The organism is Flavobacterium sp. N1719 (genome assembly GCF_025947045.1).
Lineage (GTDB): Bacteria > Bacteroidota > Bacteroidia > Flavobacteriales > Flavobacteriaceae > Flavobacterium > Flavobacterium stagni.
Map to the genome: position 1 here is coordinate 2,530,058 of NZ_CP109993.1, position 21,205 is coordinate 2,551,262.

General features: G+C 39.9%; 21 protein-coding genes and 1 tRNA gene. 3 read left to right on the forward strand and 19 right to left on the reverse strand.

Features of this window, described 5'->3' with window-relative positions:
* Positions 1 to 7: 7 nt before the first annotated feature.
* From OLM45_RS10780 to OLM45_RS10845, 14 genes are all read right to left on the reverse strand, one after another.
* Positions 8 to 3,202, reverse strand: coding sequence for an efflux RND transporter permease subunit (locus tag OLM45_RS10780; RefSeq protein ID WP_264510038.1), 3,195 nt, complete (start codon positions 3,200 to 3,202; stop codon positions 8 to 10).
* 11 nt (positions 3,203 to 3,213) lie between these two features.
* Positions 3,214 to 4,296, reverse strand: a complete 1,083-nt coding sequence (locus OLM45_RS10785; protein WP_264510040.1) for an efflux RND transporter periplasmic adaptor subunit — start codon at positions 4,294 to 4,296, stop codon at positions 3,214 to 3,216.
* A gap of 58 nt (positions 4,297 to 4,354) precedes the next feature.
* Complete coding sequence (locus tag OLM45_RS10790; protein ID WP_264510042.1) at positions 4,355 to 5,656, reverse strand: TolC family protein; 1,302 nt, start codon at positions 5,654 to 5,656, stop codon at positions 4,355 to 4,357.
* Positions 5,657 to 5,881: 225 nt separating this feature from the next.
* Entirely contained in the window at positions 5,882 to 7,483 is a 1,602-nt protein-coding gene (locus OLM45_RS10795) for a hypothetical protein (RefSeq protein ID WP_264510045.1), read from the reverse strand.
* A gap of 125 nt (positions 7,484 to 7,608) precedes the next feature.
* Positions 7,609 to 7,803 (reverse strand): hypothetical protein, encoded by a 195-nt coding sequence (locus OLM45_RS10800; protein ID WP_129462162.1) that lies wholly within the window; start codon positions 7,801 to 7,803, stop codon positions 7,609 to 7,611.
* Positions 7,804 to 7,873: 70 nt separating this feature from the next.
* Entirely contained in the window at positions 7,874 to 8,485 is a 612-nt protein-coding gene (locus OLM45_RS10805) for a class I SAM-dependent methyltransferase (protein ID WP_264510047.1), read from the reverse strand.
* Between the two features lie 2 nt (positions 8,486 to 8,487).
* Positions 8,488 to 8,679, reverse strand: a complete 192-nt coding sequence (locus OLM45_RS10810; RefSeq protein ID WP_264510049.1) for a DUF6132 family protein — start codon at positions 8,677 to 8,679, stop codon at positions 8,488 to 8,490.
* The gene (gene trxA / locus OLM45_RS10815) at positions 8,679 to 8,981 is read right to left on the reverse strand and encodes a thioredoxin (protein ID WP_264510051.1); all 303 of its coding nucleotides are present in this window, start codon (positions 8,979 to 8,981) and stop codon (positions 8,679 to 8,681) included. Before trxA ends, OLM45_RS10810 begins: the two co-directional genes overlap by 1 nt.
* Positions 8,974 to 9,180: a hypothetical protein gene (locus tag OLM45_RS10820; protein WP_129462158.1), complete on the reverse strand. Its 207-nt coding sequence runs from the start codon at positions 9,178 to 9,180 to the stop codon at positions 8,974 to 8,976. The genes trxA and OLM45_RS10820 overlap by 8 nt, the downstream gene beginning before the upstream one ends.
* On the reverse strand, positions 9,180 to 10,586 hold the full coding sequence (locus OLM45_RS10825) for an MBL fold metallo-hydrolase (RefSeq protein ID WP_264510053.1): 1,407 nt from the start codon (positions 10,584 to 10,586) through the stop codon (positions 9,180 to 9,182). Before OLM45_RS10825 ends, OLM45_RS10820 begins: the two co-directional genes overlap by 1 nt.
* Positions 10,587 to 10,722: 136 nt before the next feature.
* The gene (locus tag OLM45_RS10830) at positions 10,723 to 12,141 is read right to left on the reverse strand and encodes an MBL fold metallo-hydrolase (RefSeq protein ID WP_264510055.1); all 1,419 of its coding nucleotides are present in this window, start codon (positions 12,139 to 12,141) and stop codon (positions 10,723 to 10,725) included.
* 65 nt (positions 12,142 to 12,206) lie between these two features.
* Complete coding sequence (locus OLM45_RS10835; RefSeq protein ID WP_319799976.1) at positions 12,207 to 12,998, reverse strand: sulfite exporter TauE/SafE family protein; 792 nt, start codon at positions 12,996 to 12,998, stop codon at positions 12,207 to 12,209.
* A 55-nt stretch (positions 12,999 to 13,053) separates the two neighbouring features.
* On the reverse strand, positions 13,054 to 13,680 hold the full coding sequence (locus OLM45_RS10840) for a Crp/Fnr family transcriptional regulator (protein ID WP_264510059.1): 627 nt from the start codon (positions 13,678 to 13,680) through the stop codon (positions 13,054 to 13,056).
* Positions 13,677 to 14,132 carry a DUF1801 domain-containing protein gene (locus OLM45_RS10845; RefSeq protein ID WP_264510061.1) on the reverse strand — a complete coding sequence of 152 codons (456 nt, stop codon included), beginning with the start codon at positions 14,130 to 14,132 and terminating at the stop codon, positions 13,677 to 13,679. Before OLM45_RS10845 ends, OLM45_RS10840 begins: the two co-directional genes overlap by 4 nt.
* 78 nt (positions 14,133 to 14,210) lie before the next feature.
* On the opposite strand from OLM45_RS10845, the gene OLM45_RS10850 reads away from it, so the two are divergent.
* Entirely contained in the window at positions 14,211 to 15,296 is a 1,086-nt protein-coding gene (locus tag OLM45_RS10850) for a DUF3667 domain-containing protein (RefSeq protein WP_264510063.1), read from the forward strand.
* A 1-nt stretch (position 15,297) separates the two neighbouring features.
* Positions 15,298 to 16,344, forward strand: coding sequence for a M28 family metallopeptidase (locus OLM45_RS10855; RefSeq protein WP_264510065.1), 1,047 nt, complete (start codon positions 15,298 to 15,300; stop codon positions 16,342 to 16,344).
* Positions 16,345 to 16,373: 29 nt separating this feature from the next.
* Here OLM45_RS10855 and OLM45_RS10860 read toward each other — a convergent pair whose 3' ends face one another.
* The 5 genes from OLM45_RS10860 to OLM45_RS10880 all read right to left on the reverse strand — a co-directional run bounded on the left by OLM45_RS10860 (position 16,374) and on the right by OLM45_RS10880 (position 19,374).
* Positions 16,374 to 16,922: a hypothetical protein gene (locus OLM45_RS10860; protein WP_264510067.1), complete on the reverse strand. Its 549-nt coding sequence runs from the start codon at positions 16,920 to 16,922 to the stop codon at positions 16,374 to 16,376.
* Between the two features lie 73 nt (positions 16,923 to 16,995).
* Positions 16,996 to 17,071 (reverse strand) — tRNA-His (locus tag OLM45_RS10865).
* An 85-nt stretch (positions 17,072 to 17,156) separates the two neighbouring features.
* Entirely contained in the window at positions 17,157 to 17,873 is a 717-nt protein-coding gene (bshB1, locus tag OLM45_RS10870; RefSeq protein ID WP_264510069.1) for a bacillithiol biosynthesis deacetylase BshB1, read from the reverse strand.
* A gap of 29 nt (positions 17,874 to 17,902) precedes the next feature.
* Positions 17,903 to 18,946 carry a chorismate-binding protein gene (locus OLM45_RS10875; RefSeq protein WP_264510071.1) on the reverse strand — a complete coding sequence of 348 codons (1,044 nt, stop codon included), beginning with the start codon at positions 18,944 to 18,946 and terminating at the stop codon, positions 17,903 to 17,905.
* A gap of 5 nt (positions 18,947 to 18,951) precedes the next feature.
* Positions 18,952 to 19,374, reverse strand: a complete 423-nt coding sequence (locus OLM45_RS10880) for a PaaI family thioesterase (RefSeq protein ID WP_264510073.1) — start codon at positions 19,372 to 19,374, stop codon at positions 18,952 to 18,954.
* A 152-nt stretch (positions 19,375 to 19,526) separates the two neighbouring features.
* Between OLM45_RS10880 and OLM45_RS10885 the strand changes: the two genes are divergently transcribed.
* Positions 19,527 to 21,146: a hypothetical protein gene (locus OLM45_RS10885; protein WP_264510075.1), complete on the forward strand. Its 1,620-nt coding sequence runs from the start codon at positions 19,527 to 19,529 to the stop codon at positions 21,144 to 21,146.
* Positions 21,147 to 21,205: the final 59 nt, after the last annotated feature.

Consider the following 21,205-nt stretch of genomic DNA (forward strand, 5'->3'; position numbering starts at 1 on the left):
TTTTGTATTACTTAGTTTCCCATTTTTTACGTTCGGTGATGTAATAAATCAACGGTACGACGATCAAAGTCAGTAACGTAGATACAATGGCTCCCGCTACCAATGAAATGGCGAGACCTTGGAAAATCGGGTCGAACAAGATAATCGAAGCACCGATGACAACCGCTCCTGTGGTTAACAGTATAGGCGTTGTACGCACGGCTCCTGCATCGATAATCGCTTGTTTCAGCGGAATTCCTTCATTGAGACGAATTTCAATAAAGTCGATGAGTAAGACCGAATTTCTAACCATGACACCCGCCAAAGCAATCATACCAATAAATGACGTAGCAGTAAAAAATGCTCCCAGCAACCAATGCCCTAAAACGATTCCGACTAAGGAAAGTGGAATGGCCAACATCATCACGATTGGGGTTTTGAAATTTTGGAACCAACCCACAATCAACATGTAGATGATAATAATTACGACTAAGAACGCAGCCCCAAGATCACGGAAAACTTCGAGCGTGATTTGCCACTCCCCGTCCCATTTCACGGTGAAATTACTCTCGTCTTCGGGTTGGCCCATGTACAAGTCGGATACCGCATAACCCGCAGGTAATTTGATTTTTTGGAGTTTTTCGTTCATGCCTAAAATCGCGTAAACCGGACTCTCAAGAGCACCCGCCATGTCGGCAGTAACATACACCACGCGTTTTTGGTCTTTGCGGTAAATCGTTTTCTGAAGGGTGTCCTTTTTAATTTGAATCAAATCGCTAACAGGTACCACATTGCCGCGACTGCCTTTGATTTTTAAAGCGTCAATATCCTCCAAAGATGTTTTGTCTTTATCGTCTAAAGCCAGCACAATCCCAACATTATCATTGGACGTTTCATCATACAAATTGGAAATAGGATATTCTTTTAAAAGATAGGTGAGATTCCCCACAATTTGTTGGGGAGCAATGCCGTTTAGCATGGCTTTTTCTTTGTCTACTTCCAAATGATACTCCGTTTGGGGTTCTTCTACCATCCAATCGATATCAACAATATCGGGTGTTTGGTGAAGAATGGTTTTTACTTGGTTGGCCACTTTGATTTGTTCTTTGTAATCGGGACCATAGATTTCGGCCACTAAAGTCGATAATACGGGTGGTCCGGGTGGCACTTCGATGACTTTCACATTGGCTCCAAAACGCTTGGCGATTTTGAGTATTTCGGGACGAACACGTTTGGCGATATCGTGACTTTGTGGGTCGCGGTCTTCTTTGTGAAGTAAATTCACCTGAATATCGGCCATATTGCTTCCTCCACGCATATCGTAATGGCGCACCAATCCATTGAAGGTAATCGGTGCCGAAGTACCAATATAGTTTTGGTAATTCACGACTTCGGGAACTGTGGACAAGTATTGTGCGATTTCTTGGGTCACTGCTGCGGTACGTTCCAATGTAGTTCCTTCGGGCATATCGATGACCACTTGGAATTCATTTTTATTATCAAAAGGCAACATTTTTACGGCGACACTTTTGGTAAAAAACATCGTAACGGAACCCAACAACAAGAGTACGGTGATGCCTAACATCCAGCGGCGTTTTTTCGAACTTTCCAAGAATGGACGCTCGAATTTATTGTAGACTTTATATATCCATGAGGTTTCTAATCCTTCCTCGGCTTTGTGATCATTTTCCTCTTTTTCTTGGAGAAAATGATACCCTAAATACGGTGTGATAGTTAGGGCGACAAATAATGAAAGAAGCATCGCGATAGAGGCGCCTATGGGCATCGGACTCATATAAGGCCCCATCATTCCGGACACGAAGGCCATCGGTAAAATGGCTGCAATTACGGTGAATGTCGCTAAAATCGTTGGGTTACCGACTTCGTTAATCGCGAAAATGGCGGCTTGTTTGAACGGTAATCGCTTCATTTTGAAATGGCGGTGCATGTTTTCGGCTATGATAATACTGTCATCCACTACAATTCCGACCACAAAAACCAAAGCAAATAAGGTGATTCTATTTAGTGTGTATCCTAACAAATAGTAGCTGAATAAGGTAAGGGCAAACGTTAACGGCACCGATAAGAACACCACCAAACCACCGCGCCATCCCATGGCCAACATGACTAAAACCGTTACTGCGATAATGGCAATTCCCAAGTGCATGAGCAACTCCCCTACTTTGTGGGATGCTGTTTCTCCGTAATTACGGGTCACTTCTACATGGACATCGTTGGGAATAATTGTCTTTTTGAGGGCATCGACTTTGGCAATGATTTTCTCTGAAATTTTCATCGCATCGGCACCTTTCACTTTAGCAACAGAAAGGGTAACTGCCGGATAATCCGAGGGATTGGCTTTTACTTTTTCATTGGCTTTGCCATAACCAAAAGAAACATAACTGCGTGGTGTTGAAGGGCCGTCCTCCACCGTTGCCACTTGTTTTAAATACACGGGCATATTTTGGTGTACCCCAACAACTAAATCTTCAATATCTTCAGCCGTTTGTAAAAATTGGCCCGTAGTTACTAAATATTCTTGATCACCATGCACCACAGCTCCCGATTGTGAACTGCCGTTGTTGGCCTGTATCATTTGCATGATGTTCAACGGGTCAACCCCGGTTTCGGCCATTTTATCTTTGTCCAAAATAACTTTCACTTCCCGATTACGACCACCGATTTCTTTGGTGATGGCAACGTCTTTAACTTTCTCGATTTCGGAAGTCAGTTCCTCGGCAATTTGACGCAATTCAAAATCGTTGTATTTTTCACTCCAAAGCGTGAGTCCGAGCATCGGTACATCATCAATGGATCGGGTTTTTACAATAGGTTTATAGACGCCTTGTGGAAACTCAAGTTCGTGTTTCATCAATTCGTCATACAATTTCACATAGGAACGTTCGATATCTTGTCCCACATAAAACTGCACAATGATCATTCCTTGGCCGTTCATCGCCATACTGTGAATATGTTCGACCCCTTTAATATTCCCAATAATTTTTTCTAAAGGTTTGATGACCCGACTTTCCACTTCGGCGGAACTGGCTCCGGGATAACCTACCATGACATCGGCCATGGGCACATTGATTTGTGGTTCTTCTTCGCGCGGAATAAGAAACGAACTGTACACTCCAATAATCATCAAAGCCACCATCAAGAGTACGGTCAACTTTGAATGGATAAAAAAGTGGGCGATTTTACCTGAAATTCCTTCTTTCATGATTTCTCCGTTTATTGTACCGATACGGGTACGCCGTTATACAATCGTCCTTGAGCCGAAACAATATAGGGTTCGTCACTTGAAAGTCCGGACAATACTTCTACTTGATTTCCAAAGGTTTTTCCTATGCGAATCCAACGCAATACGGCCCGTTTTTGCGCGCTTACGGTGTAAATTCCGATCAATTGTCCTTGTCGAACTAAAGCCGATTCGGTAACAGTTACCGTTGCTGCTTTTGTTTCAACTCGCGCTGCTTTTGCGGTTGGAAATTGTACATGAGTGAACATGCCCGATTTAATTGACGTGTCGGTTGTAGTAAGGTTGATTTTCACCAAATATTGACCGCCTGTATTTTTGGCTGAAGCGGAAACTTCGGTTACGGTTCCCTTTACTGTTTTGTTGATGGATTTCACTTGGATAGTTGCTTGCATTCCGTTGTGGATGTTGGCAATTGCATTTTCAGCCACCATAGCGGTCACTTGCAAGGCTTTGCCTCCTTCCACACTTACTAAAGGCATACCAGGATTGGCCATATCGCCTTCTTTCACAAACGTTCCTGTTACTTCTCCAGCGAATGGAGCGGTAATGTTGGCATAACTAAACTGTGCCATCACTTCGTTACGCATTTGTTTCGCGCCCTCGAGTCCGGCTTTAGCCATTTCATAACGCGATGTCATATCGTCCAATTCCTTTTGGGAAGCGGATTGTTGTTGGAACAAATTTTGAAACCGTTCATAATCCTTTTTTGCGTTTTGGTAAGCGGTATTGGCTTGAAGAATAGCGGCATCGACTTGAGCCTTTTTGGCTTGTAAATCGGTGTTGTTAATGCTCACGAGCAACTGACCTGCGGCAACTCGTTGGCCCATTTTCACATGAACTTTGGTCACATAGCCCATCATTCGGGTACTGACATTGGCACTACTTACGGCTTCAATTTTTCCACTTGCCGTCACAAAATCAGAATTGGAAGTTGTTAATTCTCCTGATAAGGTTACTGGAATAGCAGCTTCAGTATTGATTTTTTTGGTTTCTTTACCACAAGATGCCAAGAATAAGAGTCCGGACATCACGGTTATAATTTGTATTTTTTTCATGAGTTTTGGTTTTAGTGTATGATTCTTTTCCATTGTCTTTCAAATTTTTAGCTAGTAGTTAATTTAAAAATTGAAGATACAGTTGGGTAAATTGTACTTCGAAAACGGTTTGTTGGTATTCAAGTTCTTTTTGGTACATCAAAGTTTCGGATTGAAGGACATCCGTTGTTTTTTCCAATCCTTGTGCAAATCGATTTTGACGAATGCGGTAGGCTTCTTTGGATTGTTCCCATGCTAACTGTGCATTGGTCAATTTGTTTTTGGCATCTTGAAATTGACGAACCGCTTTTTGGAGTTCGAGCTGACTTTGTTTTTTGTATTGATCGGCTTCGGTTTCGGCTTTTTGAAAATCGGCTTTGGCTTTATCGATTTTTCCATAGGATTTCATGCCGTCAAAAAGATTCCAAGACAATTGTGCTCCCAATAGATAGCCATTGGCTTGAAAACCCATAATCGTACGATCGTAGAGTTGGTAATTTCCAAAAGCATTCAAGCGCGGAAGTAAGCTCATTTGTTGCATTTTAAGCATATTCTTATAGGCTTCTGTTGTTTTTTGGTAAGCTTGAATATCCGTTCTGTTCTCGTTAAGCACCTTAGCAATTTCCGAAGCAGAAAAATTAGCTTCTAAAGTTTCAGAAGGCTTATATATTCCTTTTACGTCTTCGTTCAAAAGAAATGCGAGGTAATCGGAAGCATTTTGTACATTGGAACGTGCGGCAGCCAATTGATTTTTGATTTCGTTGACACGCACTTGTACATTTAAAACATCGGTTTTTTGGAGCATGCCATTTTTAAAATAATTTTCGACCAATTTCAAATTGGCTTGAGCGGTACCTTCGGCTTTTTGCATCACACCTACCGCTTTATAAGCCAATTGCAAAAGCATGTAAGCTTTTTGAACTTCTAATTGTAAGTATTCTTGCGTACGTTGGGTTTGCAATCCATAAGCATCCATTTTGGCTTTGGCGGCTTTTCGTCCCATCCAACCGTCCAGATTAATTAAAGGTTGTTGAAATTCAATTTGTGTAGCGAAATTCTGGGTTCGTTTGGGATTGTTCAAAAGATTGGGGTCAAAATCCATCGGGGTTAAAATTTCCTGATTCAATTTCGATCCAAAAGCCATCAACGGATTGGTTGTGACCATCGCCGTTTGTGAGGCTGAGATGTTGGGCAAAAAGAGCGCGCGGGTTTGCTTGTAATCCGCTTTCGCCGATTGATAATTTTGATTGGCTATTTTTAATTGAAGGTTTTGGGTTACTTTTTCGAGTAACGAACTTTTGGAAATGGATACCGTATCTTGAGCTTGGAGTCCGAAGACATTTCCCAAAACCATAGTTGTAATTATTAGTACTTTTTTCATCGTATATCGGTTATGATGAAGCAAAAATAGAACGGGGATTTGGGGTGTACAGTTACAATTGTTACTGTGTAACTTGTGTTACAAAAGACATACAGACACGAAGTACAAGCCTGCTTTTCAATACATTAGTTCAAACTCCTATTGCTTTCGGTTAACTTTAGATTTTCAAATCTACTTCCGAAACTAAAAAGCATAAAAAAACGCCCCGAAAGGCGTTGAAAATTACTACTTCATTATAATTTTTTGGGTTTGATAAAATTTGCGATCAAAAATCAAAGTGATTTGAAGCACTTGTGATTCGGTGGGATCCAACTCAAAATCCATTGTATTGGCTCCAATTTTAGATTTTAGAATATCGCCTTCCATCAACATTTTACCGGATGCATCGGTTACTAAATATTCCAAGGGAGCTTCATACGGAAACTCATAACTCAATTTGACTTTTTGGTTATGGGTTGGATTCGGGTATACTTTAAAAGAAAACGGATTATGTTGGATAACGGTCTGTGCATTTAAAACCGGTTGGTTAATCAGTTTTACTTCATAAATTACAGAAGACGGACTGGTTTGTGCGGTTTGGTTATTGGTAAAAGGGTTTTGGGACGAACTAGCAATTCCGCCCACAATGTGTCCGATAACAAACTCATTGGTAGTTATTTCGTCCAACTTAATTACTTCGTTATCAAAATGAGGTAACGCGTGATTGGGAATAAACTCCGACCCTGCCCCAATATAAATGGGCATTTCTTCGGGCTGGCGAGTTTCTACTAATTCGTTGGCAGCATTGCGTGTGACCCGACTGATGGTTTTCACAAAGGGGACATTGGTATCTTGTATTAAGGTAGCGCCTGTGTAATAATATTGGCTCATTCCGCCAAAAAATAACGCATGCATTTTTTGATCCGTTGCACTGTACATTTCTGCATGTGCACCGTGGTAATTACTCAAAAGTTGGTTAAAATTGGTTTGAGGTTCATAGCCCGAACTTTTAATGTCTACAGGATATAAAAATGGAAGATTTACATTGATTTGAAAAACACCCGAAGAAATCATGTAGCCTTGGCTTCCATCAGGAAAAATTTGGGGTACTAAATTGTAATCTCTACGGTGCAAATGCACAGCGTCAATTACCTCTTCATAATCGGTAATTTGCCATTGATTATTGGTGTTGACCAATTTAAATTTCTTGTAACTATCTGTGTAGGTTTGTGTAAACGTGGGATTGTTCATTGGATTATAACGCCCATCAAATCGCTGTCCACCAACAAGATAATAAGTATCATCAATTTTAGCCAATTGTCCTCCAGTTACCGTAAATCGGTTGTCTGTAATTTGATAAAAGGCATCCGACTGTAACGTTCCCGCTTGCACGTATTGAACCAACAGTGGAATATTAATGATGGTGATTTTATTAAAAGTGATATGATCATTTGCAGTAGCCGAAAAGGCATAACCACCAATAACGATTAAGTAATCGCCGTCTTGGTGAAAATTAAGATTCGTAGCTTGTAATTGCTCTTGTAAATCGGTTGCCAAAGATGACAAAGGAGCAGTCCATTGCTGCAAAGTTACAGGATCCACCACACGTATAGCAGTATTATTTGCATTCGATGGAAAAGCATTAAACGGTTGGCGCGCATGGAGTCCGTCTAAACGTCCACCCACGAAAATCCATTTGCCTTGATATTGCGCTCGGGCATACGATTGAATTCCGCCAAACCCAGGAATAGTAATGGGTGTGAGTTGAATTTGATAATTAAAATCCGATTGAGAAAATACTGAAGTTAAACTTGAAAGTAGGGTGAAAAATAAAATTTTAAATCGCATGATAAGGTTTGTTTTTGCCAAATTTACGGTTGATCAACAAACTAAAATGTAACCCTTGTTACGCAGCTGTATTCCAAAAAAAAGCGCTCCCTAAGGAACGCTTTCTGACAATGAAAAACAAAAAATTATGATTTCTTTTCTTCTTTTTTACCTGCGCAACAACCGCCTTTTTTCTCTCCAGAACCACACGATTTTTTCTCTTCTGAAGAACATGATTTTTCAGTTTTTGCTTTCTTTTTATCTTTTTTAGCTTGTTCTTGAGCCATTCCGTTTACAGAAAACAATACTGCGATAGCTAAAGCGGAAACAATTTTTTTCATGAGTGATGTTTTTTAATGGTTATTTATTTCAAATTTACGGTTTACCTTTTGGATAAACAATGTATTTCTCTTAATAGTTCCTTAATTTTTGACCCACAAATCGGATCACGGCTCCTTCGCCTTGATGGTATTTTCCTTCTCCCAATTTTACAATTGCGTGTTGGATAATAGTGAATTGCAATCCTTCAAATTCTTCCATTACTTCCTCCAAAGAAAACAACATGGTTTCGACTTTGGGGCCACCCGATTGGTAGTCAAGTTGTTCTTTTGCAAAAGCTTCGAAAATGACAATTCCATCAATTTTTAAAAGGGATAAAAGCTTTTTATGAAAAACGATTCTATCGGGATACGGTAAATGCACATACGAAAGTACAATACCATCAAAACTATCCAATTCAAATTCCAATTCTTCCAGTGCGCCAACTTGATAATCCAATTGAACATTAAGTTCTTTGGCCCAAAGTAAAGCTTTCTCTTTTCCGGCAGCACTGACGTCAAATGCACAACATTCAAATCCTTGTTGGGCGGCAAAAACGGCATTTCGCCCCTCACCTTCTGCTGGAAACAATAGTTTGGAATTGGGTTTCAGATACGAAATATTGGATTCAAACCACGCATTGGGTGACTTCCCATAAGCGAAACCTTCTTCATTATATCGATTATCCCAAAAATTAGCATCCATAATTATACTTTTGGTTTTGGAAAAAAAAGAGACCCCAACAATCCGCCCATAACAACACCATACAGTGTACTATTGAATGGTTTGGATGTAATCCTACACGTTCCCGAAGCACAACCCACATAGTAATAATAGGCATAGCCTGCAATTCCTCCTATGAGGGCAATGGCGATGGGTCCGATGATCCACTTTTTCATTACCTTTTTTTGGATTGAATGGTTTGTATAATTTCCTCTTTTGAAACCACACCCGATTGTCTCCACAACAATTGTCCTTTTTGGTACAATATCATCGTGGGTACGCCACGAACTTGCTGCATGGCTGCCAATTCTTGGTTTTTATCTACATCTACTTTTAGAATCGATACGGAATCCCCCAAGCTGTCTTTCACCTCTTTTAAAATGGGAGCCAACATTTGGCAGGGTCCGCACCAAGTCGCATAAAAGTCAATTAAAACGGGCTTTTCTGAGTTAATCAGTTCGGCAAAACTACTATTCATGGGATTCTTTTTTATAATTTACGGAACAATTCCCTTGCAATCCGCATCCCCAATTGAACACGGCTTGTAGAAGGAAAAATAGTCCCATGGGTACAAAAATCCATTGGCGTGTTTCATAGGCATTGGCGAATAAAAATCCGGCAAAAGCCAAACGCACCCAACGCATTACATGCCAATTCGTTAACAATCTCGTTTTCATTATTTCAAAGTTGACGGACAAACATAAGCCGTCGTTTTAATTCCTGTTTGACGAATCGCTACAAAACCGCCTTTAACATCAATTACGTTGTGATAACCACGCGCTTTCAAAATGGAGGCTGCAATTACAGAACGATAGCCCCCCGCACAATGGATGTAAAACGCATCGTGTTTTGGAAATTCAGCCAAATGTTCGTTTAAAAAATCCAAAGGCGTAGAAGGTACATTTTCGATATGTTCCGAAGAATATTCCCCAGGTTTACGCACATCAAAAACAGGCACACCTTCAGCAATTAAGGTTTCTAATTGAACCGCCGTAACTGAATTTAAAGTGTCGTATTCTTTTCCAGCATTTTTCCAAGCATCAAAACCTCCGTTTAAATAGCCTAAGGTTTGATCATAACCCACACGAGCAAGACGAGTAATCGTTTCTTTTTCACGACCTTCAGGAGTAACCAACAAAATCGGTTGCTTATTATCCAATATCAACGCACCCACCCATGGGGCAAATTGGCCGTCGATACCAATAAATATAGAACCAGGAATATGTCCTTTAGAAAAATCATCTTGGTGACGCACATCCAAAATTAAGGCATCGGTTTCATTGGCTGCTGCTTCAAAAACGTTGGCATCCAAGGCTTGCGCCTCGGCTATAATTTTTTCAACGTTTTCGTAACCTTCTTTATTTAATTTCACATTCATCGGGAAATATGCAGGCGGTGGTAACAAGCCATCGGTTACTTCTTTGATGAACTCCTCTTTGGTCATATCGGCACGTAAAGCATAATTGGTTGCTTTTTGCTCGCCTATTGACCCTACCGTTTCTTTACTCAAATTTTTACCGCAAGCACTTCCTGCTCCATGGGCTGGATAGACAATCACGTCATCTGCGAGCGTCATAATTTTGGTTCGAAGACTTTCAAAAAGTATTCCTGCCAATTGTTCTTGAGTCATATCCGCGGCTTTTTGCGCTAAATCGGGTCGGCCCACATCCCCTAAAAACAAGGTATCACCACTAAAAAGTGCATGATCTTTCCCGTTTTCATCTTTTAAGAGATAACAGGTACTTTCCATAGTATGTCCAGGTGTATGCAAAACCGTTAACGTAATATTTCCCAATTGGAAAACTTCACCGTCTTGTGCACTGTGCGCATTGAATGTCGGATTCGCATTAGGTCCATAAATAATTGGAGCTCCCGTTTTTTCGGAAAGTGTCACGTGTCCACTCACAAAATCCGCATGGAAATGGGTTTCAAAAATGTATTTGATGGTTGCCCCGTCATTAAAAGCACGGTCGATATAGGGTTGCACTTCGCGTAGTGGGTCAATAATCGCAACCTCACCATTACTTTCAATATAATAGGCACCTTGCGCTAAACATCCCGTATATATTTGTTCAATCTTCATAAAAAGGAGAATTTTTTTTTGTAAAACTAATAACATTGATGGATTCAAGATGTAACCCTTGTTACAAATTTAACAAATAAAGAAGCACCGTCGGACAAACGGTGCTTCTTAAAACTAAAAACAAAAAAAACACTCCCTACAACAAAGTGGTAGGACACTTGTAATCGGACTTGGGTAAGGTGCTATTTTTCAAGCCACCAAACCCTTCGATGATATCGACAAAATTTTCATATCCGCGTTTTTTCAAAATAGAAGCAGCAATCATACTTCGGTACCCACCAGCACAAAATAGTACAAAAGGCAGTTCTTTAGGAAATTCAGCGAGATGTGAATCTATTTCATTTAAAGGTATATTCAGTGAATTCATAAGATGTTCTGAATCGTATTCGCTTTTACGTCGAACATCAATTAAAATGGGCTGTTGGTTCATTACATACGAATCCAAGTCTGCTCCTGCAATACGTTCAACATGATCAAAATCTTTCCCTGCAAGTACCCAACTTTTGAAACCGCCTTGTAAATACCCCATGCTGTGATCAAAACCGACACGTGAAAGTCGAATAATCGTTTCTTTTACTTTCTCTTCATTTTCGGCCACAATTAAAATGGGTTGTTGAATATTAGGAATGAGTTCGCCCACCCAAGTTCCAAAACTACCATCCAAACCGATGTTAATACTATTGGGAATAAAACCTTTTGCAAACTCAGCTGCTGAACGTGAATCGATGATTACGGCTTTGGTTTCGTTGGCAATTAATTCAAAGGTTTTAGCATCATAGGCTTTTTGACCTTGGTGCAAAATAGTATCCAAGCTTTGATAGCCTTTGATATTCATTAAAACATTTTCAGGGAAATATTTGGGCGGTGTGGTCAAACCGGTTAACAATTGGACTACGAATTCATCTTCCGACAAATCAGGATTTAACGCATAATTGGTCGCTTTTTGATTGCCTAGCGTATCCGTAGTTTCTTTACTCATTTTTTTTCCACAAGCGCTTCCCGCACCATGATTGGGATACACAATTAAATCATCCCCTAATGGCATAATTTTTTCGTGTAAGGAATGGTACAACATTCGTGCTAATTTATCTTCTGTCAAATCAGCGATGACATGTTGTGCCAAATCGGGACGGCCAACATCACCAATAAACAGTGTATCTCCTGAAATAATACCGTGCTCCTTACCTTCTTTATCAAAGATAAGGTAGCAGGTACTTTCAAGTGTGTGCCCAGGGGTGTGGATCACTTTTATTTTTACAGCTCCGACTTGAAAATACTGACCGTCTTCGGCAACTAGTGCTTCAAATCCGGGTTTAGCTGTGGGACCGTATACGATTTTCGCTCCTGTTTTTGCTGCCAAGTCCAAATGACCTGACACAAAATCGGCGTGGAAATGAGTTTCAAAAACATACTTGATGGTTGCTCCCGATTTTTCTGCGCGCTCGATATAAGGAAAAACTTCGCGCAACGGGTCGAAAATAGCCGCTTCTCCCTCACTCTCCAAATAGTACGCCGCATGGGCTAAACAACCGGTATAGATTTGTTCTAATTTCATTCTTCTTGAATTTAGGCCAAAGTTAGCGCCACTCAATCCCCGAAAAAATGATAAATATCAGTTGATTAGGCAGAAAACCAAATTTCTTTGATTAAAATATAAATCCCCATACACAAAACGAAGTAGCCAAAAATGGTTTTCATTTTTTCGCCCGAAATGACTTTGGATAATCGATTTCCGATGAACACACCCAAAAGTGAACAAGCGGTAAAAGTGAGCAGGATTGTATAATTGATGTCTTGTTGTCCAACATCGCCCAAAAACCCTATTAACGATTGAAGAGCAACGATAAACAATGATGTTCCAATGGCTTTTTTTATAGGAGTTTGCGCTAAAAACAACAAAGCAGGCACAATGAGAAATCCGCCACCCGCTCCTACGAAACCCGCTACGAGTCCGATGGCAAGTCCGGCCAAACTAATTTTCAGCGGACTTACACTTGATTGAACTGTGGATTCCTGAACGGGACGAATCATTTTCCAGGAAGCCAGCATCATCACAACTGCAAAAACAGCCATGATGAGTAAGCGTTTAGATAGTGAAAAATGATCGGTAATGACCATGGATTCAGGAATTGCTGGCACAATAAGTTTACGGGTAAAAAAGACGGCCATTATTGTCGGAATGCCGAAAGCCAAAACTTTTTTAAAGTCCACCAATCCGTCATTGGCTTTTTGCAATCCACTGACTAAAGCGGATACACCCACCACAAACAACGAGTAAGCGGCAGCCAAAACAGGTTGAATCCCCATGACATACACAAAAATAGGAACGGATAAAATCGATCCGCCACTGCCGATAAGTCCGAGAGAGATTCCTACTAAAACGGCTAAACCGTATCCGATTCCGTTGTTCATTTCCATGGAGCAAATTTCATTGAATTTGATATGGGGATGCGTAACATTAGTTACATTATAATAATTCTATAGAAGCGCGATGTAATCGGATGCGCCCTTTATTTTCTAATGCTTTCAATAAACGAGAAACCACCACACGAGAAGTATGCAAATCATAGGCAATATCTTGGTGCGTGACTTGAATTTCTTTGGATTTTGCGATTTTAGATTTATCAATTAAGTAACTGATTATTCGTTCGTCCATATTCATAAAAGCCAAGCTGTCAATGGTAGAGAGCATTTCTTTTAAACGACTGTTATAACTATTGAAAACGAAATTACGCCACGATTTATATTTACCCAGCCACTCTTCCATGTATTCAACAGGCACCATAATCAATAACCCATTGGTCTCTGCAACGGCCCGAATTTCACTTTTGGTGTTACCCAAACAACAGGCCATAGTCATCGCACAGGTATCGCCTTTTTCGATAAAATAAAGTAACAACTCACCTTCGTCAAAATCTTCTCGAAGTATTTTGATAGCGCCATTCAACAATAAGGGCATTTTTCGGATATAATCTCCAAAATCAATTAACACATCACCTTCTTGAAATTCACGAAGTACAGATACATGGGCAATTTCTTGAAGTAATTTCTCTTCAAAAATAGCACCATAATGAAGTTGTAATAATTCAATCATCGCTTGTAGTTCTTTTCATAAATAGCAATCCATTGTTCCGGAGTCATTTTTTGACATAACTCGGCAATTAACGCCATAGGGATATCAGCGGGTTTTTTAAAACGAATACAACTTTTGCCCATATCCAACTTGGTTTTGCAGTGTTTGGGATATTCGGCCACAAACCAATTTAGCAAATTTTCATCCGCATAAATTCCCATGTGATAGAGATTGATCGAATTTTTTTGAGAAGCTAAAGATAAAAAAGGGAGTTCCTGATCTTTGGCACAATGGTAACCTGCGGGATACAATTCAAAAGGCACCACATAGGTCAGCATCCCATAACTCATGCCTTCTTTAAATCCTTTGGGCAAATTTTCCATGATGATGGTGCGAAGTTGATTCATGACTTCGACACGATCGGCTGGAATTTCTTTCATGTACGCTTCAGGTGATTTTGCTTCCGATTGCATTCGCTTTGATTTAAGTTAGTTTCACAAATATAAATGTATTTTTTTTCCTAGTTTTACATCTGCTAAAACAAAAATTTCATGTCGCATAAAAGCCCTATACGAAAGGACAAAACGTGTCTGAATTGCAATCATGTGGTTGCCGAACGATTTTGCCCGAATTGTGGACAGGAAAACACGGATACCCGGAAAACCTTCTACCATTTATTCGTCCATTTTTTTGAGGATTTAACGCATTATGAAAATGCCTTTTGGAAAACCATCCGTAATTTATTGTTTAAACCGGCGGCACTAACTAAAGAGTATTTGTCGGGAAAACGCTTGTCCTATCTTGCACCCGTTCGTCTTTACATCTTCATCAGCTTTGTTACCTTTCTATTTATCAATGTTTTAACGAGTTCAGAGGATATTGAGAAAGAAGAAACAGCCATAAACGTAACTGATCAAAAGGCGCAACGCATTATCAAAGAAAAGACGGCGAATCTCCCCAAAGAAACCCAATGGCTGAATCATATTGCAAAGCAAGACAGTTCGGCCCGTCCCATCATTGATTCCCTTAAATTTCTTGTTGATAAACGGGAAGAAGAAAAAATCAACCGAGAGGCATTTTTGAATTTTGGCTATAATTCCATCCGTGAAATGGATTCCATTCGTGCCAAAGACCCGAATAAAATTGGTGCTTTTGAGTATTGGATTAACAAAAAAAGTATTGAAGCGAAATACCGTGTTCCCCATGAACAATTGGGACAAAAATTTTTGGAATCCTTTATTCATAATTTCCCCAAAGCCTTGTTCATTTATATGCCCCTTTTTGCATTGATATTATGGCTATTCCACGATAAAAAGAAATGGTACTATTTCGATCATGGTATCTTTACCTTGCATTATTTTTCCTTTTTATTATTATTGAATCTAATTGTTCTGTTAGCCGAATATTGTATTGATTTAATGGGTGATAATGTGATTTTTACCCTAATTCAAATGATACTGCGCACGGCTACTTTACTTTGGATGTTCTATTATTTCTTTCCTGCGCACCATCGTTTTTATGGGGAAAGTCGGGGACTCTCACTTGTGAAAAGTTTGGGGATATTAATCATTAATGTTATCCTTCTTTCCTTTTTACTTTTAGCCTTAATTATTTATTCCTTTGTAAACCTTCATTAATATGAAAAAAATAACGTTACTCCTTGTTGCCATAAGTCTTGCGGCTTGCTCAGGCTCACAATCGTCAGCTACGAAACCCTCTGCCAACGGACCGGTAACACCTATTGCCTATATGGAATCCATTACGGCAAACGAACTCAAAACCTACCTCACTGTAGTGGCCTCTGACGAAATGGAAGGGCGCGAAACGGGGAGTCCGGGACAAAAAAGAGCGGGGAATTATTTAATCGAACAATACAAAAAAAATGGGATTCCGTTTCCCAAAGGTGCCGATAGCTATTACCAACCGGTACCCGCAGCTTACTTAAATGCCAAGCGAAATGAGGGATTGAACGATTCAGAAAACATTTGGGCCTTTATCGAAGGTTCAGAAAAACCGAATGAAATTGTGGTGATTTCAGCCCATTACGACCATGTGGGCATCAAAAATGGCGAAGTGTATAACGGTGCCGACGATGATGGTTCGGGAACAGTAGCCCTTTTAGAAATTGCACAAGCTTTTCAAAAAGCCAAAAAAGAAGGACACGGCCCCAAACGCTCGTTGCTTTTTCTTCATGTAACGGGCGAAGAACACGGCCTTCACGGTTCGCGCTACTATTCAGAAAATCCATTATTTCCTCTAGCCAATACGGTAGCCGATGTCAATATTGATATGATTGGACGTCGGGATGCCAAACATGCTGATAATGGCAATTATATTTATGTAATTGGATCCGACTATTTATCCAGTGATTTGTATACCATTTGTGAAAATGTGAACAGCAAATACACGCATTTGGATTTGGATTATAAATACAACGATCGTAAAGACCCAAACCGTTTTTACTACCGTTCGGACCATTATAATTTTGCAAAAAATAACATTCCCTCCGTATTCCTATTCAGCGGTGTGCATGCCGACTACCACAAAGCAACTGATGAAGTGGATAAAATCGAGTTTGATTTGTTAACCAAACGTGCCCAATATGCTTTTACCATAGTTTGGGAAATTGCCAATCGCGATGCTCGATTAATTGTCGACAAATCGGATCCAGAGAGTAAAAAATAAAAAAGGGCTGCAGTTGCAGCCCTTTTCTTTTATCGAAAACCTTTTTGATATTCAGCTAATAAAGTATCGGAAAAAAACAAGCCCAAATAGGAATCATACATTTGCTTATTAGTGGCTTCCATCGTAACGAATGCCTCTTGGTATTTTTTTAATTGCTCGGGAGTTAAGAGATTCCTGTATTCTAGTTCTTGCTTAATTAAAAGTTGCATAAAACGATTCGTCGCTTTGACATCCCCTTGCGATAACATTAAGATGTATTCTTGGTACATGGTTTTGTATTGGGCAATGAACAATTCTTTAAACTTCGGATTTTGTTCTTCGGTATAATTAACAATCCCATACGTCAATTTCCCTTTGGTTTGCCAAAATAGCTCTTCGCCTTTATCACCAGGTTGGGAAACAAAATGCTGAATTACGGCCAATTTAATTTTTAAAGTGCGTTCAATTTCGGGAGGTAACCCTTGCATACCTCCGTGATGGGCTTCTGAAGTGGCTTTTTTTGGGGCCGCTTTTTTCTTTTTCGTCTGACCCAATCCCAGTAAGGGCAATAACAGCACAATCAAAATGACGTTTTTCATGACGGAGATTTTTATCAAAAATAAAAAAGAAACGTATAGAAATAAAAAAAAGCCCTGAAAATTCAGGGCTTTTGGGTGAATGAGGGGTCTCGAACCCCCGACCTTCGGAACCACAATCCGACGCTCTAACCAACTGAGCTACAATCACCGTTTGTAGTCGCTAGAGAGGAACCCTCTTTTGCGGTGGCAAATATATTGCAAACTTTTTCTTTTGCAAAGCTTTTTTTAATAAAATTATATCAAATCCCCTAAGCTATTGACGGCCAAATACCTTTCCACGGTATATCCTTCCGCAAATTCAACGCCAACGATTCTTCCTAAATCCTGTGCACGGTATTTTACACTATCCAAAAAGTTTTTAGTCGCAATGGGCGTGATGGGTTCTTCTGAATTTGGATTATAAAATTGGGATCCATAGGCAAGAATCGATTCCATTTTCACGTCCATAAAACCTGAGATATCCACAACGAAATCGGGTTCGATATTTTTCCACTGAATGTAATGGTACACCGCTTTGGGGCGCCAAGCTTGCTGCGAACTTCCCTCCCATTCGGTTTCAATTTTTCGTAATCCTGATAGAAAACAAGCATCGGAAACCAATTTACTGCTTTTTCCATGATCGATATGACGGTCATCTATGGCATTGCAAATCACCACATCCGGTTGGTATTTGCGAATCATTTGAATGATTTTTAACTGGTGGGCTTCATCATTTACAAAAAAACCATCGCGCATGTCAAGGTTTTCGCGAACATGAATACCCAGTATTTCAGAAGCTTTTCCTGATTCACTGTTGCGAATTTCGACCGAACCACGCGTACCTAGTTCGCCACGCGTTAGATCCACGATGCCAACTTTCTTGCCTAAACTTACTTCTTTGGCTAAGGTGCCACTGCATCCCAATTCAACATCATCAGGATGGGCTCCAAAAGCGAGTATATCTAATTTCATGGTTTATTTTTTTCAAAAGTAACGAATATTTATAAAGCACGTTTTACAGTAGCCGCTTTGTGAACCGTTTCCATAAACTCCTTTTCAGGGATACTTCCAGCATTAATGCCGCATCCTACATATATGGAAAGGCTGTCGTTTTCCCATTGCATACAGCGTAAATTCACATACAAATCCGAGTCACCCAATTTGAATGTACCAAAATTCTTATTCCATTCGCCCAAATACCCTGCGTAAAAACGGCGATCATATCCTTCATTTTTAGCAATAAACTGAAGCGCTGCACTTTTTGGAAAACCTCCTACCGCAGGCGTAGGATGCAAGGTTTTTACCACAGCTTCCCAATTGGAATTCAATTCAGCTTCAATATCCGTTTTGATGTGCAGTAAAGAACCGGCTTGATGGGTATAGGGTTCAGAAATTGTAATGGAATCAGTTACAGGGGTAAGTGAACTAACAATATAATCGGTAACCAATTGTTGTTCGCGAATTTCCTTTTCACCCCATTGGGGTTGCGACTCCAACGAACCTACTTGTGTCCCCGCCAGGGCTACCGTTTTGACGGTAGTACCGACTTTTTTTGCTAATTGCTCCGGAGTTGCGCCCATCCAAACACCTGAATCAGGATGGTACCAAAAATAGCGGAATGCAGAAGGATATAAGGCAAGTAATCGCTCAAACGTTGCATACAGTTGACTGGAATCCACCGCATGCTTTTCTTTTCGTGACAAAACTACTTTTTGCAACTCACCGGCTTCTATCGCGTTTACTGCTTTGGCCACTATCGATTCAAAATGCACTTTGGCGTCCGATTCAAATTCGGGTTTTATTTCGGTCCATAAAAAATCTTTAGCCGAAAATGTTTCAAAATAACAATCAGCATCGGATTCAGGAATAAAAAGTTGGGTATTACCCTCAAAGGAAACCATGCAAAAACCCGCAGCGGTGGGATCAAAATTATGATTTTGGTTCGATCGCTGAAAGAGTCCGATCACCTGATTCGAATCGGGTTTAGCATAACACACAAAAGGGATTTTTTGTGCTAAGTTTTCCTCAATTTTAGAACGAATCAAATCCATTACCGTTTGGGTAAAATCATGTTGGTTAACTTACACAAAGACACTAATTTATCGGTTTCATCTACAATTCGAATTTCCCACAAATGAATACTAGCCCCTTTGTGTATAATTTTGGCTGTTGCCGTTACTTTACCTTCGCGTTTGGCTTTTAAGTGATTGGCCGAAATTTCGATACCTCGCACTTCCTGTTTTTCAGGATTCACAAACATAATGGAAGCCGCACTACCCACACTTTCTGCTAAAGCCACCGAAGCACCACCGTGCAAAAGTCCCATGGGTTGGTGTACCCTCGAATTCACAGGCATGGTTGCTACTAAAAAATCTTCTCCAGCATCAACATACTCAATTTCAAGGGTTTCCATCAAAGTGTTTTTACTCCATTCATTACACAAACGAAGCATTTTCTCTTTATCGAATTGCATTTTTTTAAATTTGGGTAAAATTAGCCCATTTCAAATGAATCCACAACGGCATTAACACAGAATAAACTTTAAAAATTTACGTTATCCTTCTGTTGTTTGACCCAAAAAACAATCAAAATCGTTATTTTTACCAAAATTCTCAGAAGATTATAATGCGCAAACTACTTCTTTTTTTAGCCCTAATTTCAGGTATTTTACTGACGTCTTGTCGCGATGATTTCCAATTCGAACCCAGTACGGTGCAACTTCGCTTTTCCAAAGACACTGTGTATTTGGATACGGTTTTCACCAACATTGGTTCAAGTACTTACCGTTTGAAAGTCTATAATGATTCCGACAAAGACATTTCGATTCCTACCGTTCAGTTGGGTAAAGGTACCAATTCCAATTACCGTATAATGGTGGATGGAATGACGGGCGAAGATGCCGACAATAGCGGAATTGGGGATGGAAAAATCTTCCGAAATGTGGAGTTATTGGCAAAAGACAGTATGTTTATTTTTATTGAAGTAACTTCGGATGTAGCCGATGCCAATCCAACCGATTATTTGTATACCGATAAAATTGAATTTCGCCATGCTAATAATGTTGTACAAGATGTTGATTTAGTCACCTTAATTCAAGATGCCATTTTTATTTATCCGCAAAGAGATAGTCAAAATGTTTATGAAACCATCTCATTAGGATTGGATGAAAACAATGATCCCATCGAATTTGTAGGCAGCAATCTGAGTGAAAATGATCCTGTAAACGGCGATGAATTGCATTGGACCAACCAAAAACCCTATGTAGTTTACGGATATGCTATGGTTCCTAATGGGAAAAATTTAGTTGTGGATGCAGGGGCACGTGTCCATTTTCACGCCAATTCAGGCTTAATTGTGAGTCAGACCGCCTCAATTCAAATCAACGGAGGCAATCCACCTGGTAACGATCCCGCCAACTTGACCAATGAAGTGGTATTTGAAGGTGACCGACTCGAACCCTTGTACAATGATGTTCCGGGTCAATGGGGTGCCATTATGATGTTATCTGAATTGAATACCAATTCCATCAATCATTTAACTATTAAAAATGCAACGGTTGGATTGTTGGTTCAAAAACGATTAGCACTCGGAGAAGACGACACCCACCAACCCAAATTGAATCTTTCCAATGTTCAAATTTACAATTGTGCCAATGTAGGAATTCTGGGTCGGGACGCCCAAATAACGGGTTCGAACCTCGTCATCAATTATTGTGGACAAGCTTCATTGGCGGCAACCCTTGGCGGAGTGTATAATTTCACCCATTGTACATTTAACAACAATTGGAACAGTTCGAAACAATTTGCTGTAGTGGTTGGTAATTATTTAGAAGTTGACAATACAACATACATTAGTGATTTAACAGCGGCCAATTTCACCAATTGCATCCTGTATAGCAGCAATCAAAATGCATTGAAATTGGACAAATTCACGCCACCCAACTCCACTTCTCCCGATGCGAGTTTTGCCTATCAGTTTACAAACAGTTTGATCAAACTGAACAACAGTAGTGCAAATCCGTTGTATTTACCAACCAATACCACGAATTTTACCAATTGTTACAATGCGACAAATTCGCAAACCTTTAATCCAAAATTTAAAAAAATAACGGAAAATAAATTGTGGCCTACCGAGGATTTATCGACTTCCATGCCTGCAGCGATTACCGCAGTTACGGAAGATATTTTGAATAAATCCCGAACAACCAATACCAACATTGGTGCCTATCAATTTATTTCTAACTAAATATAGCCTCCTTCGGGAGGTTTTTTTTTGTCAAAAACCTGTGAAAAACTATTGCATTT

Excerpts from the sequence above, each read along its gene's own strand:
- OLM45_RS10780 (WP_264510038.1), bottom strand. The coding sequence starts at position 3,202 with ATGAAAGAAGGAATTTCAGGTAAAATCGCCCACTTTTTTATCCATTCA.
- OLM45_RS10785 (WP_264510040.1), bottom strand. The coding sequence starts at position 4,296 with ATGAAAAAAATACAAATTATAACCGTGATGTCCGGACTCTTATTCTTG.
- OLM45_RS10790 (WP_264510042.1), bottom strand. The coding sequence starts at position 5,656 with ATGAAAAAAGTACTAATAATTACAACTATGGTTTTGGGAAATGTCTTC.
- OLM45_RS10795 (WP_264510045.1), bottom strand. The coding sequence starts at position 7,483 with ATGCGATTTAAAATTTTATTTTTCACCCTACTTTCAAGTTTAACTTCA.
- OLM45_RS10800 (WP_129462162.1), bottom strand. The coding sequence starts at position 7,803 with ATGAAAAAAATTGTTTCCGCTTTAGCTATCGCAGTATTGTTTTCTGTA.
- OLM45_RS10805 (WP_264510047.1), bottom strand. The coding sequence starts at position 8,485 with ATGGATGCTAATTTTTGGGATAATCGATATAATGAAGAAGGTTTCGCT.
- OLM45_RS10810 (WP_264510049.1), bottom strand. The coding sequence starts at position 8,679 with ATGAAAAAGTGGATCATCGGACCCATCGCCATTGCCCTCATAGGAGGA.
- trxA (WP_264510051.1), bottom strand. The coding sequence starts at position 8,981 with ATGAATAGTAGTTTTGCCGAACTGATTAACTCAGAAAAGCCCGTTTTA.
- OLM45_RS10820 (WP_129462158.1), bottom strand. The coding sequence starts at position 9,180 with ATGAAAACGAGATTGTTAACGAATTGGCATGTAATGCGTTGGGTGCGT.
- OLM45_RS10825 (WP_264510053.1), bottom strand. The coding sequence starts at position 10,586 with ATGAAGATTGAACAAATATATACGGGATGTTTAGCGCAAGGTGCCTAT.
- OLM45_RS10830 (WP_264510055.1), bottom strand. The coding sequence starts at position 12,141 with ATGAAATTAGAACAAATCTATACCGGTTGTTTAGCCCATGCGGCGTAC.
- OLM45_RS10835 (WP_319799976.1), bottom strand. The coding sequence starts at position 12,998 with ATGAACAACGGAATCGGATACGGTTTAGCCGTTTTAGTAGGAATCTCT.
- OLM45_RS10840 (WP_264510059.1), bottom strand. The coding sequence starts at position 13,680 with ATGATTGAATTATTACAACTTCATTATGGTGCTATTTTTGAAGAGAAA.
- OLM45_RS10845 (WP_264510061.1), bottom strand. The coding sequence starts at position 14,132 with ATGCAATCGGAAGCAAAATCACCTGAAGCGTACATGAAAGAAATTCCA.
- OLM45_RS10850 (WP_264510063.1), top strand. The coding sequence starts at position 14,211 with ATGTCGCATAAAAGCCCTATACGAAAGGACAAAACGTGTCTGAATTGC.
- OLM45_RS10855 (WP_264510065.1), top strand. The coding sequence starts at position 15,298 with ATGAAAAAAATAACGTTACTCCTTGTTGCCATAAGTCTTGCGGCTTGC.
- OLM45_RS10860 (WP_264510067.1), bottom strand. The coding sequence starts at position 16,922 with ATGAAAAACGTCATTTTGATTGTGCTGTTATTGCCCTTACTGGGATTG.
- bshB1 (WP_264510069.1), bottom strand. The coding sequence starts at position 17,873 with ATGAAATTAGATATACTCGCTTTTGGAGCCCATCCTGATGATGTTGAA.
- OLM45_RS10880 (WP_264510073.1), bottom strand. The coding sequence starts at position 19,374 with ATGCAATTCGATAAAGAGAAAATGCTTCGTTTGTGTAATGAATGGAGT.
- OLM45_RS10885 (WP_264510075.1), top strand. The coding sequence starts at position 19,527 with ATGCGCAAACTACTTCTTTTTTTAGCCCTAATTTCAGGTATTTTACTG.